This is a genomic window from Pseudoalteromonas rubra, from assembly GCF_005886805.2.
In the GTDB taxonomy this organism is placed as follows: Bacteria; Pseudomonadota; Gammaproteobacteria; order Enterobacterales; family Alteromonadaceae; genus Pseudoalteromonas; species Pseudoalteromonas rubra_D.
Window position 1 is genome coordinate 468,679 of record NZ_CP045430.1, and the last position, 21,692, is coordinate 490,370.

The window sequence follows — 21,692 nt, forward strand, 5'->3', positions numbered from 1 at the left end:
TCCCTTAAAAAGTTAGTCTAGAGCAGTTTGAGCATTGTCTAATTGGAAATTGTTGGAACTCGCTTTCTGAGTCACGATAACCGTAGAGGCTTTTAAATCATGACGTCCTGATGAAGCGCTTTGAATTACCGGCTGAGCTTGTGCCGTTTGAGATACTGTATGTATCGCCTTTCCTGGGGTGGGACTTGGTTTGGGCTCAGGTGTGATTGGCTGATCGACATTACGATCTTTGCCATCTAGCAGTGTTGTGTCCTCACTGTCCCCTGACCCACAAGCTGAAAGCGATGCAGCCATAACAACCGCCAACAACAATGAAGGTAAATCCTTAGTCATTTTCTTCTTCCTGAATTGGTATTATTTTTTAAATTTGGAACTATTGTCGGTCCATAGAGCATGCAGAGTCTATCAACTCATTTCTTTACGGACAACATTTTTTTCTTTTTTTACAAAACCTTAATGGGAATAAAACTCCCCAGCACACTGAATTTTTCAAAGTGATGGGGAAGGTTCCAATTGTTTTTGTGCAATGGCTTTCATTTCGTGGGCACGCGCCAGGCTAGGGTAAAATGTCAAAAGAAAATCTAGTTTGGTCATTGCACCAGCATAGTCATGCTGTTGTATCATTAGTTCAGCAGTCGCAAGGAGACCACTTGTATGATAAGGGTATAGAGACAGAAAATTCTCCAGTGCGCTTAGCGCCTTATCATTATCTTTGTACAAATGTCTCTGAAGGATATAATAATCAAATAACGCTTTACTATCGTAAGGGTTTAATTCAAAGCTACGTTGCATGTATAACTCATTGCCCGACACATACCCAGTGTGGGAGTAGTAACTCGCTAAATGATTAGATGAGAAAAACCCCACATATATAACAAGTAACACAGGTAAACAACTAAATCTGACAAACTGCTTTTTAGTAGTTTTTTTATCAGTCAACTGCTCGTTTCTATAAAGCACAAATGAAAATAGCAGTATTGCAAAAAACAGGCTTCCCGGGGTCAAGAAAAGAGCCGTAAACAATGAATGAAACAAAGTAGACACCACAGCAACCAGTAGCCATCTGTCACTCTGACTCCCATAATATGCATTCACCATTGATTTAAAAAACAACAGAGCGAACATCACAGAAAATACTAAACCGCCGAGCCAGCCTGTTTCGCTGTAAAATTTCAATAGTATATTATGAGGCGTTTTTAGAATGCTATTTTGTCCAACCTTAGGTGATGCACCTTCGGTACCAAGCCTTGCGTATTTCGGGTGATGATACTCAAAATTATTTACACCAACTCCAAGTGGTTTTTCAAGGACCATATCAAACGTATTGGCAAATAACTCTGCTCTTCCCGTATCAAGGTTTTTGATGCTTTGGATTTTTTTACTCAGCCTGCCATCTAAATAACTGTCTAGCTGACTGTATGCAACCCCTCCAACAATTAAACTCGCTGTAATAACAAGATAGGTGAACGCCTGGCGCTTTAGCTTATTAAACATCAGCAGGAATAGAATCAACTCACCTAAAAGTAAACCTAAGATTGTGCCGCGAGTACCTGACTCAAGTAACGCAAAAATACAGACAATAAATGACAATAAGCCAAAAACAGAACGAGCATTTACTTTGCCCTGATACAATATCGCAGCAACAAGAACCGGTAACCAGATGTTTAGAACCTGACCCAGGTTATTAATGAAACCAAACGAAGAAAATGCCGTTATATGAATCAGTTCGTAATCGTTTATACGGGATTCAACATAGATCAGTGAAAAAATTACAGAAGAAAAAATGATACTATCGAAGAGTAGCTTTATGCCATATCTTTGCCACACTCTCTTGAGCATAAAACAAGCAATCAGTAGGCTCCCCACATACCTGAGGATAAACATCACCCCTTCATAGTAATTTACGGCATTTAACAATGACACGAACATCGGGAGCAATAAAGCAATACACAGCCAACCAAAGCCGCCTACTTCAATATCAACCTTTTTAATATACGCGTAAACTAAGGAAGCACAAATGAAAAGGTCAAATACAATCCACTTGGGCACGTCAAACTTATAAAAAAACGCATTCGAAGAAACTGAAGATATCAACACCGAAACAAGAATAATTAAAACACCGATCCAGGGCAGGCCTTCACTCATTCCATTACTACGCAAAATTACTCTCCATTTTTACAATCGACTACACTCTGAAAACTCGAATTGTTTACTTTACTCGTAGGTCATACCGGTACTTACCATGCGGACTCTAACACACTCGATGATTGAAATGTATTTATAAGTACTCTGGTATCAAAATTTATAGATGATGTTAGGTGGGTATTTTAGTAGCTGTCACAGCAAAGATAACTCGCTGTCGTTTTTCTATGTAGATAAAGCAACCGGGGTTGTTATAAACAACCCCGGTTAGATGTAAAGCTATCAGAATTTCATACTTACGCCCGCTGATATCTCATTAACGGCATTTTCACTGATATTGTAGTAACTATAACTCACATTAATTGCCGTGTTTTCCAGAACATCATAGCCCAGAGTGATCCCACCATAGGCACTGGTCCCTTCTTTTTCATATTGCAGCAAGTGTTTACTATTTCGTGTACTATCAACCTGATATTCCCAGTCAAAAGCGCCCAAGAACAATGCTGCACTAAAACGCTCATGACGAAGCAATTCAAACCCGGTTTGTAAAGCAAAACCTTCTGGCAATACCGGCGTCGCCCGGGCAACCAGTTCATGGGCTGTATCCGGCGTCAAAGACTGACCTGTCAAGGCAAGGCGCCCCTGACCCAGATCTATATAACGGATCCCAACTTCCCATTTTGGCATTAGCTCATAATAGGCCCCTGCTGACCAGGACTCACTGCTATCATCAACCGTCCCGACAGTTAGCCCACCAACAGAGGTTGGGGCCTGATAGTCCGCTTCAGCTTTACCAACCATAGCCTCAACACGCCACTGCTCTGCCAACACAGGATCTGCCAGTAAGCAGCTCGTTGTAAGCAAGGTGTAGGCTGGCAACTTGCTGTTTCTGCGACGACGTAAAATTAATGCCGACATCATTATCACTAATAGTCCTCCCAGACCACCTGAAGATTTATTTTCCACACTCACAGTTTGATAACCAGAGATTGTCACTTTGACGATCCCTTTGCTCACTGCGCCTTTGCTGTCTCTCACCTGATACACAATGACATCTTCCCCTGAGTAACCTACTTTAGGCTCATAGGTCAGTGTACCGTCAATATTAATCGTTGCCTTACCATGCGTTGCAACCGCACTTATAAGGAATAGTTCATCGCCATCGGCATCAGTATCATTGGCAAGTACATCAATAACCAAAGTGGTTCGATCATCGGTTGACGCCACATCCAACACTGCTGTTGGCGCACTGTTAACGGTCAGATTGACAATGGCCTGACTGTTAGATGTACCGCCCTGACCATCAGAAATACTGTATTCAATGGTTGCAACGCCAACAAACGTCGCAGGTGGTGTATAGACCAGTTTGTTGTCCACAATACTTACAGTACCAAAGTCAACGGTTGCACCCGTTATGGTTAACGCGTTGCCATCTGCATCAGTATCATTCTCCAAAACATCAATCGTAATTTGTTGACCCGATGCAATGGTGACTTCATCTGCAACAGCGACTGGTAAAGTATTGTTAGTTCTGGGCACGGCAATACCGCCTGGGTCAACTACGCTGCGGTTGGCCATGCCATCATCATCATTCGGACCACCGTCGACAATTTGTAGCTGCACACACCAGTCGCCTTCAGTCAGTCCATCGGTCCATTCATTGCTGCCTGGAGGCGGACAGTATCCTGGTTCGCCTGTCGCGGACAGAATTGCGTTACCACCGGAAACCACAAAGTCCACCCACTCATCATTTTTGAGTTTACGATAGACTGCATTCGCCGGAATAGGCCGGCGTTGAGGTATAACAATAGTGTAAGTGTCACCTGCCTGAGGCAATCCGGTTGCGATAAAATCAAACAACCCACCAATGTTAATCGCATCTCCATCTCCCGGTAGCTCACTTTCGAGCAGCTGCACACCACCTGTGGAGTTTTGCGCAACGGTCGCACCTTTACGCAGACAGACACCTGGCTCACCTTCAACCAGGTACTGAGCCGACTCAGCAGCTTGCTCTTGCATCACGTTACAGTCAGTAATGGCATCCTGGAAGTCAGGGATACCATCACCATCCGAATCCGCATAACCTTCCTCATCGTCAGGAATAAGGTCACCATCGGTATCAACTTGAGTCAATGCTTGAAGCTCAGCAACAACTTCGAGATAAATGTCACTTACCGAAGAAAGGCTAGGCTGTGCATCGTCCGTTGCAGTTACGGTCAGTCGGTAAATACCTTCTGTTAGCCCCGAGGTACTAAATACGAATGTATTTTCTTCTGCACTCAGGTCTGTCAGTGCGCTATCAACGGCATTCCAGTCTAGCGTAACATTGTCTTGTGGATTCGCATCTCTGGCAGTTGCAGTCACTGTGACTAATTCATCGTTAATTGTCAGCAGAGAGCGTGTTTCGCCCGCCTGAGTTACACTGGTTGACACAGTTGGCGCAACATTCTCTTCAACGATGGTCACTGTTGAGGATGATTTCGCTCCTCGGTTTAATGAATCAGCCAGCGTGATGACGATATTTTCATTACCCTCGATGACGCCATCGCCAAACACATTAAAGCTGATTTGCGCCGAAGTGCCGGACTCAATTACCACCTGCCCATCGACTAAATCGTGATCTGCAGCATTTGCACTGCCCGAAACGGTATAAGGAATGGTCACGGGATAACTCGGTGCAGGTCCATTCAGGAACACATTTACTGTATGGCTTTGCTCCTCGGCCACTGTAGTGTCTTTCTCTAGAGAAATAAGAGGATTAACAAACACATTTTGCGTCGCGATGGATTGCAGTCCCTGGCTGTCTGTGGCCTGCCAATACACAAAGTGCGTACCTGGCGCGAACAGGGTTGTACCGTCAACCAAAGATACCGCAATGGTGTTACCGTTACCATCAACAGCGGTAGCCGTGCCCAGTGACACTTTAGTAAATAATCCCGTTGCATTGGTAGTTATGTCTGTCGGTACCGTGATGACAGGTAGCGTATTCGCCGGCGCTGAGTTAATTTGCAGCTGAGCGGTCGCTTTGCTACGCGCTTTTTGGCTATCTTCTATCAGATAATCAATGACAATTAATCCCTGAGTGTCCGCCTGTGCCTGATAAGACAATGCACCATCAGCAATGGATACACTCCCTACAGAAGCTTTGGCACCAACAATACTCAGTACATCACCTGCATCAACATCCGTATCATTAGCCAGCACATCGAGAATATAAGTATTGTTAGCCTGCGGCTCAAAAACAAAGCTGTCGTTAACCGCCAACGGCAAATCATTCACCGAGTTAATGGTGATTTTTACTTCGCCAGCGGCTGAGTTCAGGCTACCGTCGTTAGCAATATAACTGAAGCTGTCCAGCCCGTTAAAGTTCCCAAACGGTGTGTAAGTGAAGGTATTGCCCTGCAATACCAGCTGACCACTCACTGGCTGACGCTCAATGGATACTGTAACGGTATCGCCATCTTCATCAGATGTGTCGGCCACAAAGCTGGTCGTGCCATCCTCATTCACCACAATATCCATGTTGTTGGCAATCGGCTGATTATTGACAAATTGAACATCAATCTCAAATGCACTCAAAGCAGTCTGCGCTGTACCATCGGTCACACTGATCACAATATTACTGTAGACACCTTCGTTATCCCTGCTCGGCGTACCCGACAGAGTCCCCGTTGCAGTATCAAATTGCGCCCATACTGGCTGATTGGTTATCGCAAATGTGAGTGCATCACCATCGGCATCTGATGCCTGCGGTGTGAAGCTGTATAGCGTGTTATGTACAACCGACGTATCAGGTGTACCAGAGATAACCGGAGCATCGTTTACTGAGCTAACGGTAAGCGTCACCGTCGCCGTATTCGAATCTAGCGCCCCGTCATTTGCCATGAAGCTAAAGCTATCAGAGCCGTTAAAATCTGCATTCGGTGTATATAGCCAGGTTGTCTCTGACTGCTGTTGCAATGCGCCCGACGACACACCCGACACAATACTGTATGTCAGCGTATCCGCATCCGGATCCGTGCCGCTGAGCGTAACGAGCAACGTATCATCCTCATTGAGTGATAGTGCCTGCCCTTCAACAACTGGTGCATCATTTATTGGCGTGACACTCAACGAAACAGTTGCCTCATTTGATACAGCGCCAGCCTGGTCTCTTACCGTGTAGGTAAAGCTATCGTTCCCAAAGAAGTTGGTATTCGCAGTATAAATAATGGTGCCTTGCGCTGTGACCGTTGTCTGGCCATTTTGAGGCACACTTACCACAGTAACACTGCTTAAATCGAAGCTATCACCCTCATCCACATCAAAGTCATTACCCAGCACGTTAACTTCGAAAGCGCCTTCTTCCTGGAGCTCAACACTGTTGTCGACGGCTACTGGTGCATCGTTAACCGGTGTTAAAGTAACGGTTACGGTCGCAGGCAGTGAGGCAAGCCCTTCACTGTCAGTGAGTGTATAAGTGAAACTAAAGGAGCCCGTCTCGTCTTGCTTAGGTGCAATTTCCAAAGTGCCATCAGCCAAAATGGTTACATCAGCTTTGGCGTAGCTGCCAGCACCATTACCCTGATCTTCCAGAGTGACATTGGCACCATTGAAGCCCTGATCTTCAACATCTGAATCGTTGGCAAGAATGTCCAGAACAACCGTTACATCTTCGTCTGTCGTTACTGTATCGTCACCGACCACTGGACGGTCATTGATAGCACCGATATTGACGGTAATGTTAGCCGATGCAGAGACCAGCCCATCGCTATCTGTAATGGTATAAGTAAAGGTCTCTTCACCCACCTCGTTGTTGTTTGGTGTATACACCAAAGTACCGGCATCTTGGTCAAGTGACACCACACCCAGGCTCGGGGTACTGGTCAGCGTCACAGTCCCTGTAGGGATACCATCTTCAACGTCCGTCGCTGCTGCACGTACAGCTAGTGCTGCTGATGGCGTGTCTTCATCTGTACTGATCGTTAAATTAGCAGCAACAGGCGCGTCATTTACTGGCGTAATTGTCACCACAACCGTGGCCTGCTCCGATGTATTGAGTGCAGTATCTGCAACCGTGTAAGTAAAGCTATCCTGACCGTTTTCATTGTCCGCAGGCGTATAAGTCGCAATACCATTTACGATGGACACCGCCCCTTTACTCGGTGCAGTTACAACAACTGCAGACGCCGCGTTCATATTACCCTCAGGATCACTGTCATTATCCAATAGAGCAATTTGTACCGCTGTGTCTTCGTTCGTTGTTGCGCTGTCATCGACTGCTGTCGGTGCATCCTCTACCGGGTTGATAGTTAACGACACAGTATGCGTTGCAGAGGCTGCATTTTGCGCATCTGTTACCTGGAAGGTAAAGCTATCGCTGGTGCTCTCCGAACCGTCATGTTGATAGTTAAAGCTACCATCAGCATTTAACGTCAGCACACCATGCTGAGGCTGCGACAGTGCACTAACAGACAGACTGTCACCGCTATCTAAGTCGTCGTCACTCGCGTTGCTGAGTAAGCCAAGCATCGTAGTTACAGTCAGCAGCTGCCCTTCATCAAGACCAAAGCTATAGTCTTGAGCCGTCGGTGCATCATTCGTATTAACAACCTCAATGTCAAAGGCGCTAAGTGACTGATGCGTTGTACCGTCTGAAACTGTAATCACGATCTGGGTATCGGTACCAACATCGCTATCTGTCGGCGTACCAGATAGAGTACCTGTTGCAGTGTTGAAACTCGCCCAGTTTGGTTTATTGCTGACAGAGAAAGTCAGCACGTCACCAGCATCCACATCCGATGCGGATGGCGTGAAGCTGTATACTGAATCTTCATTCACGCTGGTCGCAGGTGTCCCGCTAATTTCAGGTGCATCATTCGTATTCACAACCGTGAGTGAGAAAGCTGAAAGCGACACAGAGACAGAACCATCAGAGACCGATATAACGATATCACTGCTGGTGCCAACATCACCATTTTCCGGAGTACCCGACAATGTGCCTGTTTGAGTATCAAAACTGGCCCAGTCTGGTTTATTAGCAATGCTAAAGGTGAGGCTGTCGCCATCCATGTCAGATGCCACAGGTGTGAAACTGTATGCACTGTCTTCATTCACAGAGGTGCCCGGGGTACCTGTAATAACCGGCGCGTCGTTAACATTAACAACAGTAATGGCAAAGGCATCAAGGCTCACTGTCTCAGTGCCATCACTCACGCTAACCACAATACCCTGATAGACACCAACATTGGCATTACCAGGTGTACCACTAATCGCGCCAGTCGATGTGGAGAAACTCGCCCACGAAGGTAAATTAGCCACACTGAACGTTAGCGTATCACCCGCATCCACGTCCGATGCACTGGGCACAAAACTGTATCCACTGTCTTCATTAACACTGGTTGCCGGAGTGCCCGATATGACTGGCGCATCATTGGTATTGACAACCGTAACTGAGAATCCAGTTAGTGCGACCGTTTCTGAACCATCACTCACACTGATCACAATGTCGGACGTAGTACCAACATGCTCATTAGCAGGTGTACCAGACAGTGTGCCTGTTTGTGTATCGAAGCTTGCCCAATCAGGTTGATTCGCAATGCTGAATGTCAACGTATCGCCCGAATCTACATCGCTTGCATTCGGCGTAAAGCTATATGCGGTGTCTTCATTCACACTGGTAGCTGGCGTACCTGAAATGGTTGGCGCATCATTGGTATTAGATACCGTAATATCAAAGGATGTCAGGCTGACCGTTTCAGTGCCATCTGTCACACTGATCACAATACCCTGGTAACTACCCACATCATCATTTGACGGTGTACCAGACAAGGTGCCTGTGCTGGTATCAAAAGTTGCCCATTGAGGTGCATTTTGAATGCTAAACGTCAGAGTATCACCATCAACGTCACTAGACGTCGGCGTAAAGCTGTAACTGGTATCTTCATTTACCTCAGTAGCAGGTACACCAGAAATCACCGGCGCATCATTCACCGGTGTCACAGTCATCGTGACAGTCGCTTCATTAGAAACAGCTCCGGCTGCATCTGCCACAGTATAGGTAAATGTATCCTCGCCAGAGAAGTTTGCATTTGGTGTGTAAACAATCGCACCGGCAGCGTTGACCTGCGTCTGACCACTTGCAGGTGCTTGCACCACCGTTACACTTGCCAAATTGAAACTGTCATTCTCATCTACATCAGTATCATTACCCAGCACGTTGACTTCAAACGATCCCTCTTCCGCTACTTCAGCGGTGTTGCCCACTGCGACAGGCGCATCATTAACTGGCGTCAAAGTAACTGTAACGGTTGCTGCGTCTGAGATTAACCCTTCACTATCAGTTAAAGTGTAGGTGAAGCTAAAGGTGCCGTTTTCATCCTGTTTAGGTGAAATTTGCAAGCTACCGTCAGCCAAAATGCTCACGTCAGCCTTCGCATAACTTCCAGCACCGTTCCCCTGATCTTCAAGCGTAACATTGGCACCGTTAAAGCCCTGATCTTCTACATCAGAGTCATTGTTCAATATTGCCAGGGTCACACCCACGTCTTCATTGGTAGTAACACTGTCACCTGCAACAATTGGCTTATCATTCACAGCACCAATCGTTACAGACACAGTTGCGGGTTCAGAAGTGCTGCCTTCACTGTCGGTAATGGTGTAAGTAAAGCTATCCGTACCAGTTTCGTTGGCACTTGGGGTATAAACTAATGTGCCAGCATTTTGGTCTATCGCAACACTACCTTTGGTCGGTTGCGTTGCAACAGCGATGTCGCCAGACGGGTTGCCATCTTCGACATCGCTTGCTCCCGCTCGCACAGCCAATGCATCACTGGCATTGTCTTCGTCAATATTAACCGCAAAGTTCTGCACAGTCGGTCTATCGTTAACCGCAGTAATCGTCACTGTCGCGGTCGCTTCACTCGATGTATTGAGCGCGGCATCTTTTACAGTATAGGTGAAGGTGTCCTGACCATTTGCGTTCGCATTTGGTGTATAAGTAACAACCCCATTTTCAATAGACACAGACCCCTTCGTTGGCTGAGTCACTATAGCCGCCGAAGAAGCGACCATATCACCCTCAGGGTCACTGTCATTGCTTAAGAGATTGAAGGTGACAGCTTCGTCTTCATTTGTTGTCGCAGTATCATTGACCGTTGTTGGCGCATCTGCGACCGCATTAATAGTCAGCGTAACCGTCTGAGTCGCCGATGTTGCATTACTACTGTCAGCGACCTGGAAGGTAAAGCTATCGCTGTGATTTTCACTGCCATTATGTTGATAACTAAAGCTACCATCTGCATTCAAAGACAATTGGCCATGCTGTGGCTGACTTACTGCGCTTACCGTTAACGTATCACCACTATCCGTATCATCGTCTGTAGCAGTACTTAATAAACCATTGGCCGCAGCGACTGTCAGCGTAGCCTCTTCATCTAGTGTGAAGGTAAAGTCCTGTCCAACCGGCGCATCGTTGGTATTGTTCACTTCAATGCTGAATGCAGTGAGCGTGGCTTGTTCAGTGCCATCCGATACTGAAATCTGGATATTAGAATGCGTGCCAACATCACTATCCGTAGGCGTCCCGGTAAGGGCGCCCGTCGCCGTATCAAACTCGGCCCAACCTGGTTTATTCACAATGCTGAAGGTATGTGTATCACCGTCATCTGAGTCGGTCAGTGTCGGAGTAAAGCTATAGGCTGCATCTTCGTTTATCGTGGAAGCTGGTGTACCCGACAGTACAGGTGCAACATTATATTTTTTCGTCACACTGGCCATGACACCTTCTGCCGCGTTGCCTGCTTCATCGGACACAATCACAGTGAGTGTCAAGGTTCCCTCATTAAGGGTACTTACATTGACGCCAGTTACTTGCTGGCTACTTGCTGTGATTGTTGTAGCGCTGTCGCTTGAGACTGTATTGGTGCCATCACTGACTTGATAGGTGAATGTACCACTCCCTTCCAGACCTGATAAGGTGAAGCTGAGCGCCGATTCATTATCCCGATTAATTAATGATTGATCTATCGCCACAGACTGGCCAGATGGTGTTCCATTATCAAGAGTAATGCTTTGCGTGGCTGCAGTGGAGGTGTTGCCTGCCGTATCAGTCTGTGTCGCCGACACCGTCAGCGTGCCATTGTTCAGGCCACTGACGTCCAGCTCACTGCCGCTCAGCGTCCAGTTACCTGAGCTGTCTGCGGTCACGGTACGACTGACTGTTGAATTGTTATCCGTGATGGTCACGGTGATGCTGTTGCCCGACTCTGCCCCCGAACCGGCAATTAAGACGTCATTGTCTTCTGCTGCGTTAACAAGGCCATCGGTTTCTATCGGTGTGGTGATGGTCAAGGCCGAAGGCGCCGCGTTATCTAGCGTAATCGTCTGAGTCGCAGCAGTGGAAGTGTTACCCGCTGTATCCGTCTGTGTCGCCGACACCGTTAGCGTGCCATTGTTCAAACCACTGACATCCAGCTCACTGCCACTCAGCGTCCAGTTACCTGAGCTGTCTGCGGTCACGGTACGACTGACTGTTGAATTATTATCTGTGATAGTCACCGTCACGTTGTTGCCCGACTCAGCGCCAGAGCCGGCGATCAGCACATCGTTATCTTCTGCGGCATTGACGATGCCATCGGTTTCTATCGGTGTGGTGATGGTCACTGCCGAAGGTGCCGCGTTATCCAACGTAATCATCTGAGTTGCAGCAGTCGAGGTATTACCCGCCGTATCCGTCTGTGTTGCTGACACCGTCAGTGTGCCATTATTCAAACCACTGACATCCAATTCACTACCACTCAGCGTCCAGTTACCTGAGCTGTCTGCGGTCACGGTACGACTGACTGTTGAATTGTTATCAGTGATGGTTACCGTCACACTGTTACCAGACTCAGCGCCAGAACCGGCGATTAAGACGTCATTGTCTTCTGCTACGTTAACAAGACCATCGGTCTCAATCGGCGTGGTGATGGTTACTGCTGACGGTGCTGCATTATCCAGTGTAATACTCTGCGTGGCTGCAGTGGAGGTGTTACCCGCTGTATCCGTCTGTGTCGCCGACACCGTCAACGTGCCATTATTCAGGCCACTGACGTCCAGCTCACTGCCGCTCAGCGTCCAGTTGCCAGAGTTGTCCGCGGTGACCGTACGACTTACCGAGCTGTTGTTGTCTGTGATGGTCACGGTGACGCTGTTGCCTGACTCTGCGCCGGAGCCGGCGATCAGCACATCATTGTCTTCAGCCGCATTAACGATACCATCGGTCTCAATCGGTGTGGTGATGGTCACTGCCGAAGGCGCTGCATTGTCCAGTATGATGCTTTGCGTGGCTGCGGTAGAACTGTTGCCTGCCGTATCCGTCTGTGTGGCTGACACCGTCAGCGTGCCATTATTCAGGCCACTGACATCCAGCTCACTGCCGCTCAGCGTCCAGTTACCAGAGCTGTCTGCGGTCACGGTACGACTGACTGTTGAATTGTTATCCGTAATGGTTACCGTCACGCTGTTGCCCGACTCTGCGCCGGAGCCAGCGATCAATACATCATTGTCCTCCGCGGCATTGACTATGCCATCGGTCTCAATCGGCGTGGTGATGGTTACTGCTGACGGTGCCGCGTTATCCAGCGTAATGCTTTGCGTGGCAGCAGTCGAAGTATTGCCTGCCGTATCCGTCTGTGTGGCTGACACCGTCAGCGTGCCATTGTTCAGGCCACTGACGTCCAGCTCACTGCCGCTCAGCGTCCAGTTACCTGAACTGTCTGCGGTCACGGTACGACTGACTGTTGAATTGTTATCAGTGATGGTTACCGTCACACTGTTACCAGACTCAGCGCCAGAACCGGCGATTAAGACGTCATTGTCTTCTGCTACGTTAACAAGACCATCGGTCTCAATCGGCGTGGTGATGGTTACTGCTGACGGTGCTGCATTATCCAGTGTAATACTCTGCGTGGCTGCAGTGGAGGTGTTACCCGCTGTATCCGTCTGTGTCGCCGACACCGTCAACGTGCCATTATTCAGGCCACTGACGTCCAGCTCACTGCCGCTCAGCGTCCAGTTTCCTGAGCTGTCTGCGGTCACGGTACGACTTACCGAGCTGTTGTTGTCTGTGATGGTCACGGTGACGCTGTTGCCTGACTCTGCGCCGGATCCGGCGATCAGCACATCATTGTCTTCAGCCGCATTGACGATACCATCGGTTTCTATCGGCGTGGTGATGGTCACTGCCGAAGGCGCTGCATTGTCCAGTGTGATGCTTTGCGTGGCTGCAGTGGAAGTGTTACCCGCCGTATCCGACTGTGTCGCCGACACCGTCAGCGTGCCATTATTCAGACCACTGACATCCAGCTCACTGCCGCTCAGCGTCCAGTTACCAGAGCTGTCTGCGGTCACGGTACGACTGACTGTCGAATTGTTATCCGTGATGGTTACCGTCACACTGTTGCCCGACTCAGCACCAGAACCGGCGATTAAGACGTCATTGTCTTCCGCTGCGTTAACAATACCATCCGTTTCTATCGGTGTGGTGATAGTCAGTGCCGAAGGTGCCGCGTTATCCAGCGTAATCGTCTGAGTCGCAGCAGTCGAAGTGTTACCCGCCGTATCCGACTGAGTGGCAGACACCGTCAGCGTGCCATTGTTCAGGCCACTGACGTCCAGTTCACTGCCGCTCAGCGTCCAGTTACCTGAACTGTCTGCGGTCACGGTACGACTGACTGTCGAATTGTTGTCCGTGATGGTCACCGTCACGCTGTTGCCCGACTCAGCGCCAGAACCGGCGATTAAGACGTCATTGTCTTCTGCTGCGTTAACAAGGCCATCGGTTTCTATCGGTGTGGTGATGGTCAAGGCCGAAGGTGCTGCATTGTCTAGCGTAATAGTCTGAGTCGCAGCAGTCGAAGTATTACCTGCCGTATCCGCCTGGGTGGCCGACACTGTCAGCGTGCCATTGTTCAGGCCACTTACATCCAGCTCACTGCCGCTCAGCGTCCAGTTTCCTGAGCTGTCTGCGGTCACGGTACGGCTGACTGATGAATTGTTATCTGTGATGGTCACCGTTACGCTGTTGCCTGACTCAGCACCAGAGCCGGCGATCAGCACATCATTGTCTTCTGCTGCGTTGACTATCCCATCAGTCTCAATCGGCGTGGTGATGGTCAGCGCCGAAGGCGCCGCGTTATCCAACGTAATCGTCTGAGTCGCAGCAGTCGAAGTGTTACCTGCCGTATCCGCCTGACTGGCCGACACCGTCAACGTGCCATTGTTCAGGCCACTGACATCCAGTTCACTGCCGCTCAGCGTCCAGTTGCCAGAGCTGTCTGCGGTCACGGTACGACTGACTGTCGAATTGTTATCCGTGATGCTTACCGTCACACTGTTGCCCGACTCAGCACCAGAACCGGCGATTAAGACGTCATTGTCTTCCGCTGCGTTAACAATACCATCCGTTTCTATCGGTGTGGTGATGGTCAGTGCCGAAGGTGCCGCGTTATCCAGTGTAATCGTCTGAGTCGCAGCAGTCGAAGTGTTACCCGCCGTATCCGCCTGGGTGGCAGACACAGTCAGCGTGCCATTGTTCAGGCCACTGACGTCCAGTTCACTGCCGCTCAGCGTCCAGTTACCTGAACTGTCTGCAGTCACGGTACGACTGACTGTTGAATTACTATCTGTGATAGTCACCGTCACGCTGTTACCTGACTCAGCGCCTGAACCGGCGATCAGCACATCGTTGTCTTCTGCGGCATTGACGATCCCATCCGTTTCAATCGGGGTGGTAATAGTCAGTGCCGAAGGCGCCGCGTTATCTAATGTAATCGTCTGAGTCGCAGCAGTCGAAGTATTACCTGCCGTATCCGCCTGGGTGGCCGACACGGTTAGCGTGCCATTGTTCAGGCCGCTGACATCCAGCTCACTGCCGCTCAGCGTCCAGTTTCCTGAACTGTCTGCTGTCACGGTACGACTGACTGATGAATTGTTGTCCGTGATGGTCACCGTCACGCTGTTGTCTGACTCAGCGCCGGAACCAGCAATTAAGACGTCATTGTCTTCTGCGGCATTGACTACCCCATCAGTCTCAATCGGCGTGGTGATGGTCAGCGCCGAAGGCGCCGCGTTATCCAGTGTAATCGTCTGAGTCGCAGCAGTCGAAGTGTTACCTGCCGTATCCGCCTGAGTGGCCGACACCGTCAACGTGCCATTATTCAGGCCACTGACATCCAGTTCACTGCCGCTCAGCGTCCAGTTGCCAGAGCTGTCTGCGGTCACAGTACGACTGACTGATGAATTGTTATCCGTGATGGTTACCGTCACGCTGTTGCCCGACTCAGCACCAGAACCAGCGATCAGCACATCGTTATCTTCTGCCGCGTTAACAAGACCATCCGTTTCTATCGGTGTGGTGATGGTCAGTGCCGAAGGTGCCGCGTTATCCAGTGTAATCGTCTGAGTCGCAGCGGTGGAGGTGTTACCTGCCGTATCCGCCTGGGTGGCCGACACCGTTAACGTGCCATTGTTCAGGCCACTGACGTCCAGCTCACTGCCGCTCAGCGTCCAGTTCCCCGAACTGTCTGCGGTCACGGTACGACTGACAGTTGAATTGTTATCTGTAATGGTCACCGTCACGCTGTTGCCCGACTCAGCACCAGAACCGGCGATCAGCACGTCATTGTCTTCTGCGGCATTGACGACGCCATCGGTTTCTATCGGTGTGGTAATGGTCAGTGCCGAAGGCGCCGCGTTATCCAGTGTAATTGTCTGAGTTGCAGCAGTGGAAGTATTGCCTGCCGTATCCGCCTGGGTGGCCGACACCGTCAGCGTGCCATTATTCAGACCACTCACATCCAACTCACTGCCGCTCAGCGTCCAGTTGCCAGAGCTGTCTGCGGTCACAGTGCGACTTACCGAACTGTTATTGTCCGTGATAGTCACGGTCACACTGTTACCCGACTCAGCGCCGGAACCGGCAATTAAGACGTCATTGTCTTCTGCGGCATTGACTACCCCATCAGTCTCAATCGGCGTGGTAATGGTCAGCGCCGAAGGCGCCGCGTTATCCAATGTAATCGTCTGAGTCGCAGCAGTAGAGGTATTACCAGCTGTATCAGTTTGGGTCGCTGACACCGTCAACGTGCCATTGTTCAGGCTACTGACATCCAACTCACTGCCGCTCAGTGTCCAGTTGCCAGACCCATCTGCGGTCACTGTGCGGCTCACAGTGCTGTTGTTATCCGTGATACTCACGGTCACACTGTTGCCAGACTCCGCCCCGGTACCGGCAATCAGCACATCATTATCTTCTGCTGCATTAACGATACCATCTACTTCAATCGGCGTGGTGATGCTAACTGCGCTTACACTGGTATCAACAGTAACAGACAAACCAGAGCCATCAGCAGTATTACCTGCTGTGTCTGTTGAACGTGCTGTCATCGTATGCGTACCTGCTGACAAAGCAGACGTTGTGATAGTCCAGGTACCTAAAGTGGCAGTGCCGGTGCCCACAGTACCATCAATGCTTGAAATCAGAGTGATCGCGCCACCATTGGGACCTGAACCAGTAAACGTCGCAGTTGTATCATTGGTCACGTTATCCGTATTGGATGTACCTGTATCACTGCTTGCATCCAGATCGGGGGTGCCCGGCGCCGAAGGGGCGGTTGTGTCTATCGTCACACTCAGACTACTCGATGCTGAACTTTCGTTACTGCTTGCATCGGTTGCTTTTGCAGTAATGGCGTGCGTTACACCGGCAGTCAGTGCACTGGTAGTAATTTGCCAGTTACCGCCTGTTGCCGTTCCAGTTCCAATTACGGTTGTACCTCCGCCTTCCTGATCACTATACAATCTAACCGTTGAACCGCTTTCTGCTGTACCACTGAATGTTGGTGTCGTGTCATTGGTGTTATTGTCACTATCAGAACTACCCGTATCTGATCCAGCATCAAGATCTGGCGTTGATGGCGCATTAGGTGCTACGTCATCATTCACTGTGATAGTAAACGCCTTTTGGAATGTCGTTGTTGAATCACTGGTTTGCAAACAAACCACATAGCTTCCCGCCGATAACGCGGCTTGCGTTTCAAGGTTTGAACCATTGATCTGGAAACTACCGTTATTGGTATCTGCGCTACAAGTACCATTCGCGCTAGCTCCGCTACTGACAATCGTATACGTATGGCTGTCGCTGGTGTCAGGATCTGTCGTGCTTAATGTGCCTATGTTGGCACCTGCGCCAGTTGCAGACTGATTAATTGACGTCGTATCCAGGCTAATATCTGTTGGATCATCATTTTGTGCAGTAATGGTCACTGTTGCCTGGTTAGTGCCTGTACTGTTTGCTGTACCATCATTAAAAGTATAATCGAGCGTCACAGATGACGGCGGTGCTTCTGAATTATTCTGGTAAGTGATGTTTTGCAACACCGAATCAACGATCGCTGAAGTCGCACTGGTGTTGAACGTTAACACTAAAGTGCCCGACGAATTTGTTGTTACCGTACCAACTGTCGTTGAGTTATAGGTGAAGGTACTGCTCTCGGTAAGCGTGCCCAACAGGCCATTATTAGCAAAGACATCCTGTGAGCTAGCTCCGCCATTTCGGGCAATCGTCAAAGTGGCGTTATTGTAATTACCCGCACCACTGTCTAGTGCGTCCAGTTCGGTATCTGCAACAACAACGTCCGAATCAATAATAACGGCTGAACCGTTTTCAGTGAACGTCTGGCCGCCATTCAGATTACTGAAGGTCGGTACGTTGTTTGGTGAGATAAAGGTGATATCAGTATTTGCACCATTATCCGCCACAGTAAAATCAAGCGAACTGGCTGGCGCATTTGAAAGCGTTATTGCTACTTCAACAGCGCTGAAGTCAGTTGCATCAGTATCCACCTGCAGTGTGCTCGTGCCGTTAAAGCGAACATTGCTGGTTGTCAGGCCCGTCACACTATTGATGGTAATAATATCACCCACACTTAAGTCTGTGATGGTATCACCATTAAGATCAGACGCGTCGCCGACAAAGTTATCATTGCCCGCATTACCTGTCATCGAGTCGGTACCACCACCAGGGCGGATGGTATCGGTACCACTACCACCGGTGATCGTATCGTTACCGTCAAAGTCAGTCGCGGTCATATTTATGGTGTCGCCACTCAACGCACTGGCGTTTAGTGTGATAGCATTGCTGAGCGCAAAGCCAACGGTATTGGAGATAGTGACCGAGTTGCCATTGGAGTCAAAGTTATCTGTCAGCGTAATATTGAAAATATTATTGGTGCCAATCGCCAGGTTTTCGATTTCTGAGACGCTGGTATTAGCAAAGTTAAACGTGCCCCCATCCATCAGTTTTAGGGTTTCGGATCCCGCAGCACCTGTGATTGCCGTAGTAAAATTATTTGCTACATTTGCCGCATCAATGGAAATCGTTGCCCCACTGGCCAGTGACAAGGTGCCAATATTGGTAAAGCCACCACTACTCAGATCAGCGCCATCTGAAGCGCTGACTGTATCACCAGTCGTTGCGTCACCCGTAAGAGAACCATTAAAGGCACTTCCAGCAATATCAAATGTAATAGCGTCATTGGACGCTGTCGCATCAATCGTTGCAGACGCATTGGTCACTGTGATAGTACGGCTGTTAGTACTGTCATCGTTAACCGAGTATGTCTCTATACCTGTTAACGTTGTAAAGTTACCGTCTCCGGAAATTGTGATGGTCTCAGAACCTGCCGCCGTGATAGTACCGCTAAAAGACGCATTTTGCGCAGGCGTCATGGTCACTGATGCACCACTGGCTAAAGTCAGGTTAACTATGTTTGCAAGCGTACCACCCGAAATATTAGCGCCAGAAGACAGCGACACAGTATCTGCCGTTGTACCATCACCGGTCAGTGTGCCAGTATAACTGAGCGTCCCCACATTAAATGTCACGGCATCAGTAGAAGACGATGCGGTAACAGAAGTGCCTGCGGCCGCAACGGTCACTGTACGGCTATTAGTCGAAGAGTCACCGACCGAGAAATTCTCTACATTAGCAAGTGTGGTAAAGTCGCCATCCCCTGAAATATTAATTGTTTCAGTGCCAGCCGCGGTGATTGTGCCACCAAAGAGTGCAGCCTGAGAAGCAGTCATAGAGACGCTGGCCCCACTGGCTAATGTCAGGTTTTCAAAGTTAGATACCGTCGCACCAGCAATACTGGCACCAGAACTCATTGATAAGGTATCTGTGCCACCGGCCGCATTCAAAGTACCCGTTGCAGTCAATGCCGCTATGTCGATGGTATCGTTGCCACTGCTACCTGTGACGTTTTGCCCGGCGGAGCTCAGCGTGATACTGTTCGCAGCGCCCAACACGTAGGTTTCAATTGCGCTCGCAGCCGTCAAACCGTCGGTTGCTGCGGAGATAGTAATACTTTCCGTTGCAGTACCAGTAACTGTGCTAAAGGCATCATGCTGCGCCTCAGTCATAGTTACGGATGCATTGGCATCCACGGTCAGTGTTTCAAAACCACTTACTGTCGCACCAGAAATACTGGCACCATTGCCCAGCTGTAATACATCGGTACCGCCACTCCCGGTCAGCGTCCCCGTTGCAGTCAACGACCCGGTTGCCACCGTATCAGCTGAGCTGCTGCCCGTCACATTTTGCGCTGCGCCGCCCAGGGTAAAGGTAAACCCGGCACCCAATACATACGTTTCGATATCAGCATCACCGGTAATAACGGCATTACCATCGGCACTGCTCAAGGTAAACTGGTTAGTCCCGGCTCCATTTATGGTGGTGAATGACTCATGCTGAGATTCAGTCAGCGTGATGGATGCACCGCTATCCGGTGTCAGCGTCTCAAAGCCACTCAGGGATGTTAGGTTTGCGAGGTTTGTGCTGGTTGGCACAGAAAGGATATCTGTTCCCGTACCACCACTGGCCGTTGAACCTGATACATGGCTGGCATCCGCAATAGTCAGGGTTTCGTCACCACCGGCAAACGTAATAGCCGGGCTCAGATTTGTGCCATTACTGGTATTAAAGCCTGTCGCTGTCGAGCTTGCTGCCGTGACATCCGTGACACTAACGGTAGCTGTACGCGATGTACTACTCGCAGATCCATCGTTGATCACCACAGTCACTGTACGTGCAGTCTCGTTTGGCGTACTCGAGGTATTGTTATAGGTGATGGCCTGCAGGAAAGTTGTGACTTCGGCTGGTGTCGCCGTTGCGCCCGTAATAGAAATAGTGTCCTGCAAGGTAATATCGGATGCACCCGACACACCTGTCAGAGCATTTTGCGCTGCCGCTGTTACATTCAGACCTTCAGATGCCCCATCCTGATCATTGGTCAGTGTCACTGTTATGGTTGTTATGGTGTCACTGTCTGCATCCGTTGCCGAGGCGCTGCTGGCAATGTTAACCGCGCCACTGCCCTCAGAAAAGCTAGCGCTGCTATCGCTACTGCCACTGCCCGTGTCCAGATCAACAACAGGCGTTGTATTGGCTGTACTAAAATTAAAGGTGGTATCGTCACTTATCCCGGTATAGGCGTTGCTGGAGGTATCTGTTACAGCGCCTGAGTCAATACGGATAGCGTATGTCCGGTTGCCGGTTAAATTACTGGCTGGATTCAGGTAGACCTTATCGCTGGAAATACTCACCCGGCCAGCTCCCGGCGTGGTGGTGGTGCCATCGCTTTCAGTGGCTACATTAAACACCTCAAAATCGCTACTGTCGGTGACATTGCGAATGGTAATATTTCCGCTGCTCAGTGCAATGCTTTCATCAAAAGCAATGACAATATCATTGCTGACTGAAACATTCGTCGCGTTGTCAGTGGGCGTTGAACTTGCACTTAGAAAAATAGGTGGCGAAGAGTCTGACGCTGTTGCATCATCCACCGTGATATTTTGTATTGCGAAGCGCGTATCGTAAGCACTGGCCGGGTCTTCATCCGGGAATGTAATGATCAAGGTGTCAATGTCTTGCCAGAGCGCATTATTAAAATCACTACTGCGCGTAAAGCTAAAACTAGTCCCCACCCCTGGTCCTGCTGGCGGGGTTAAGTCAATCGTTACCGTCTGAGAACTGTCTTTAAAGCCGGTAAGTCGAACCCGATGATCGGAATCAGTGGCGGTGGCTCGTACAAAGGTAATGCCATCAAAACTAAAATGTGTGCCTGAACTTTCCAGGAGTTTATAGCCCTTGTTTGTCGCGGAGGCCCCTGAATTACTGATAAAACCAGTCGCATAAAACGAGCTAAAAGCCACTGCAAAGCTCTCAGCTGTATAGCTATCTCCACTCTCACCGCCATCCAAAATAAAAGTAACCGAGCCAGCTGTATCCAGAGAAATATCCGGAACACCATTTGAGCCATCTCTCACGTCAACAGGCGTACCCGAACCGGAGGAATAATCCAGTGTCTTTTGGCCTGCCCAGATATTGCCGGAAAACAATGCTGCTGATATCCCAGCCGATGTGACGGCGGTGGCAACTTTACTTAATCTCATCTTACTACTCCGTTAATTTACCTGGTCCAGTGACAATTTATTGTTTTAAAATTTACTTTAGTTTCAACGCAATTTGA

General features: G+C 49.2%; 3 protein-coding genes. All 3 read right to left on the reverse strand.

Going from position 1 to position 21,692, the window contains the following annotated elements; translation table 11 throughout:
- Positions 1–12: 12 nt before the first annotated feature.
- The 3 genes from CWC22_RS21240 to CWC22_RS21250 all read right to left on the reverse strand — a co-directional run bounded on the left by CWC22_RS21240 (position 13) and on the right by CWC22_RS21250 (position 21,615).
- Positions 13–333 carry a hypothetical protein gene (locus CWC22_RS21240; RefSeq protein WP_058798168.1) on the reverse strand — a complete coding sequence of 107 codons (321 nt, stop codon included), beginning with the start codon at positions 331–333 and terminating at the stop codon, positions 13–15.
- A 156-nt stretch (positions 334–489) separates the two neighbouring features.
- On the reverse strand, positions 490–2,160 hold the full coding sequence (locus tag CWC22_RS21245; protein WP_138539273.1) for an O-antigen ligase family protein: 1,671 nt from the start codon (positions 2,158–2,160) through the stop codon (positions 490–492).
- A gap of 264 nt (positions 2,161–2,424) precedes the next feature.
- Complete coding sequence (locus CWC22_RS21250; protein WP_195879889.1) at positions 2,425–21,615, reverse strand: Ig-like domain-containing protein; 19,191 nt, start codon at positions 21,613–21,615, stop codon at positions 2,425–2,427.
- Positions 21,616–21,692: the final 77 nt, after the last annotated feature.

Coding starts and splice junctions, on each gene's coding strand:
- CWC22_RS21240 (WP_058798168.1), bottom strand. CDS start 333: ATGACTAAGGATTTACCTTCATTGTTGTTGGCGGTTGTTATGGCTGCA.
- CWC22_RS21250 (WP_195879889.1), bottom strand. CDS start 21,615: ATGAGATTAAGTAAAGTTGCCACCGCCGTCACATCGGCTGGGATATCA.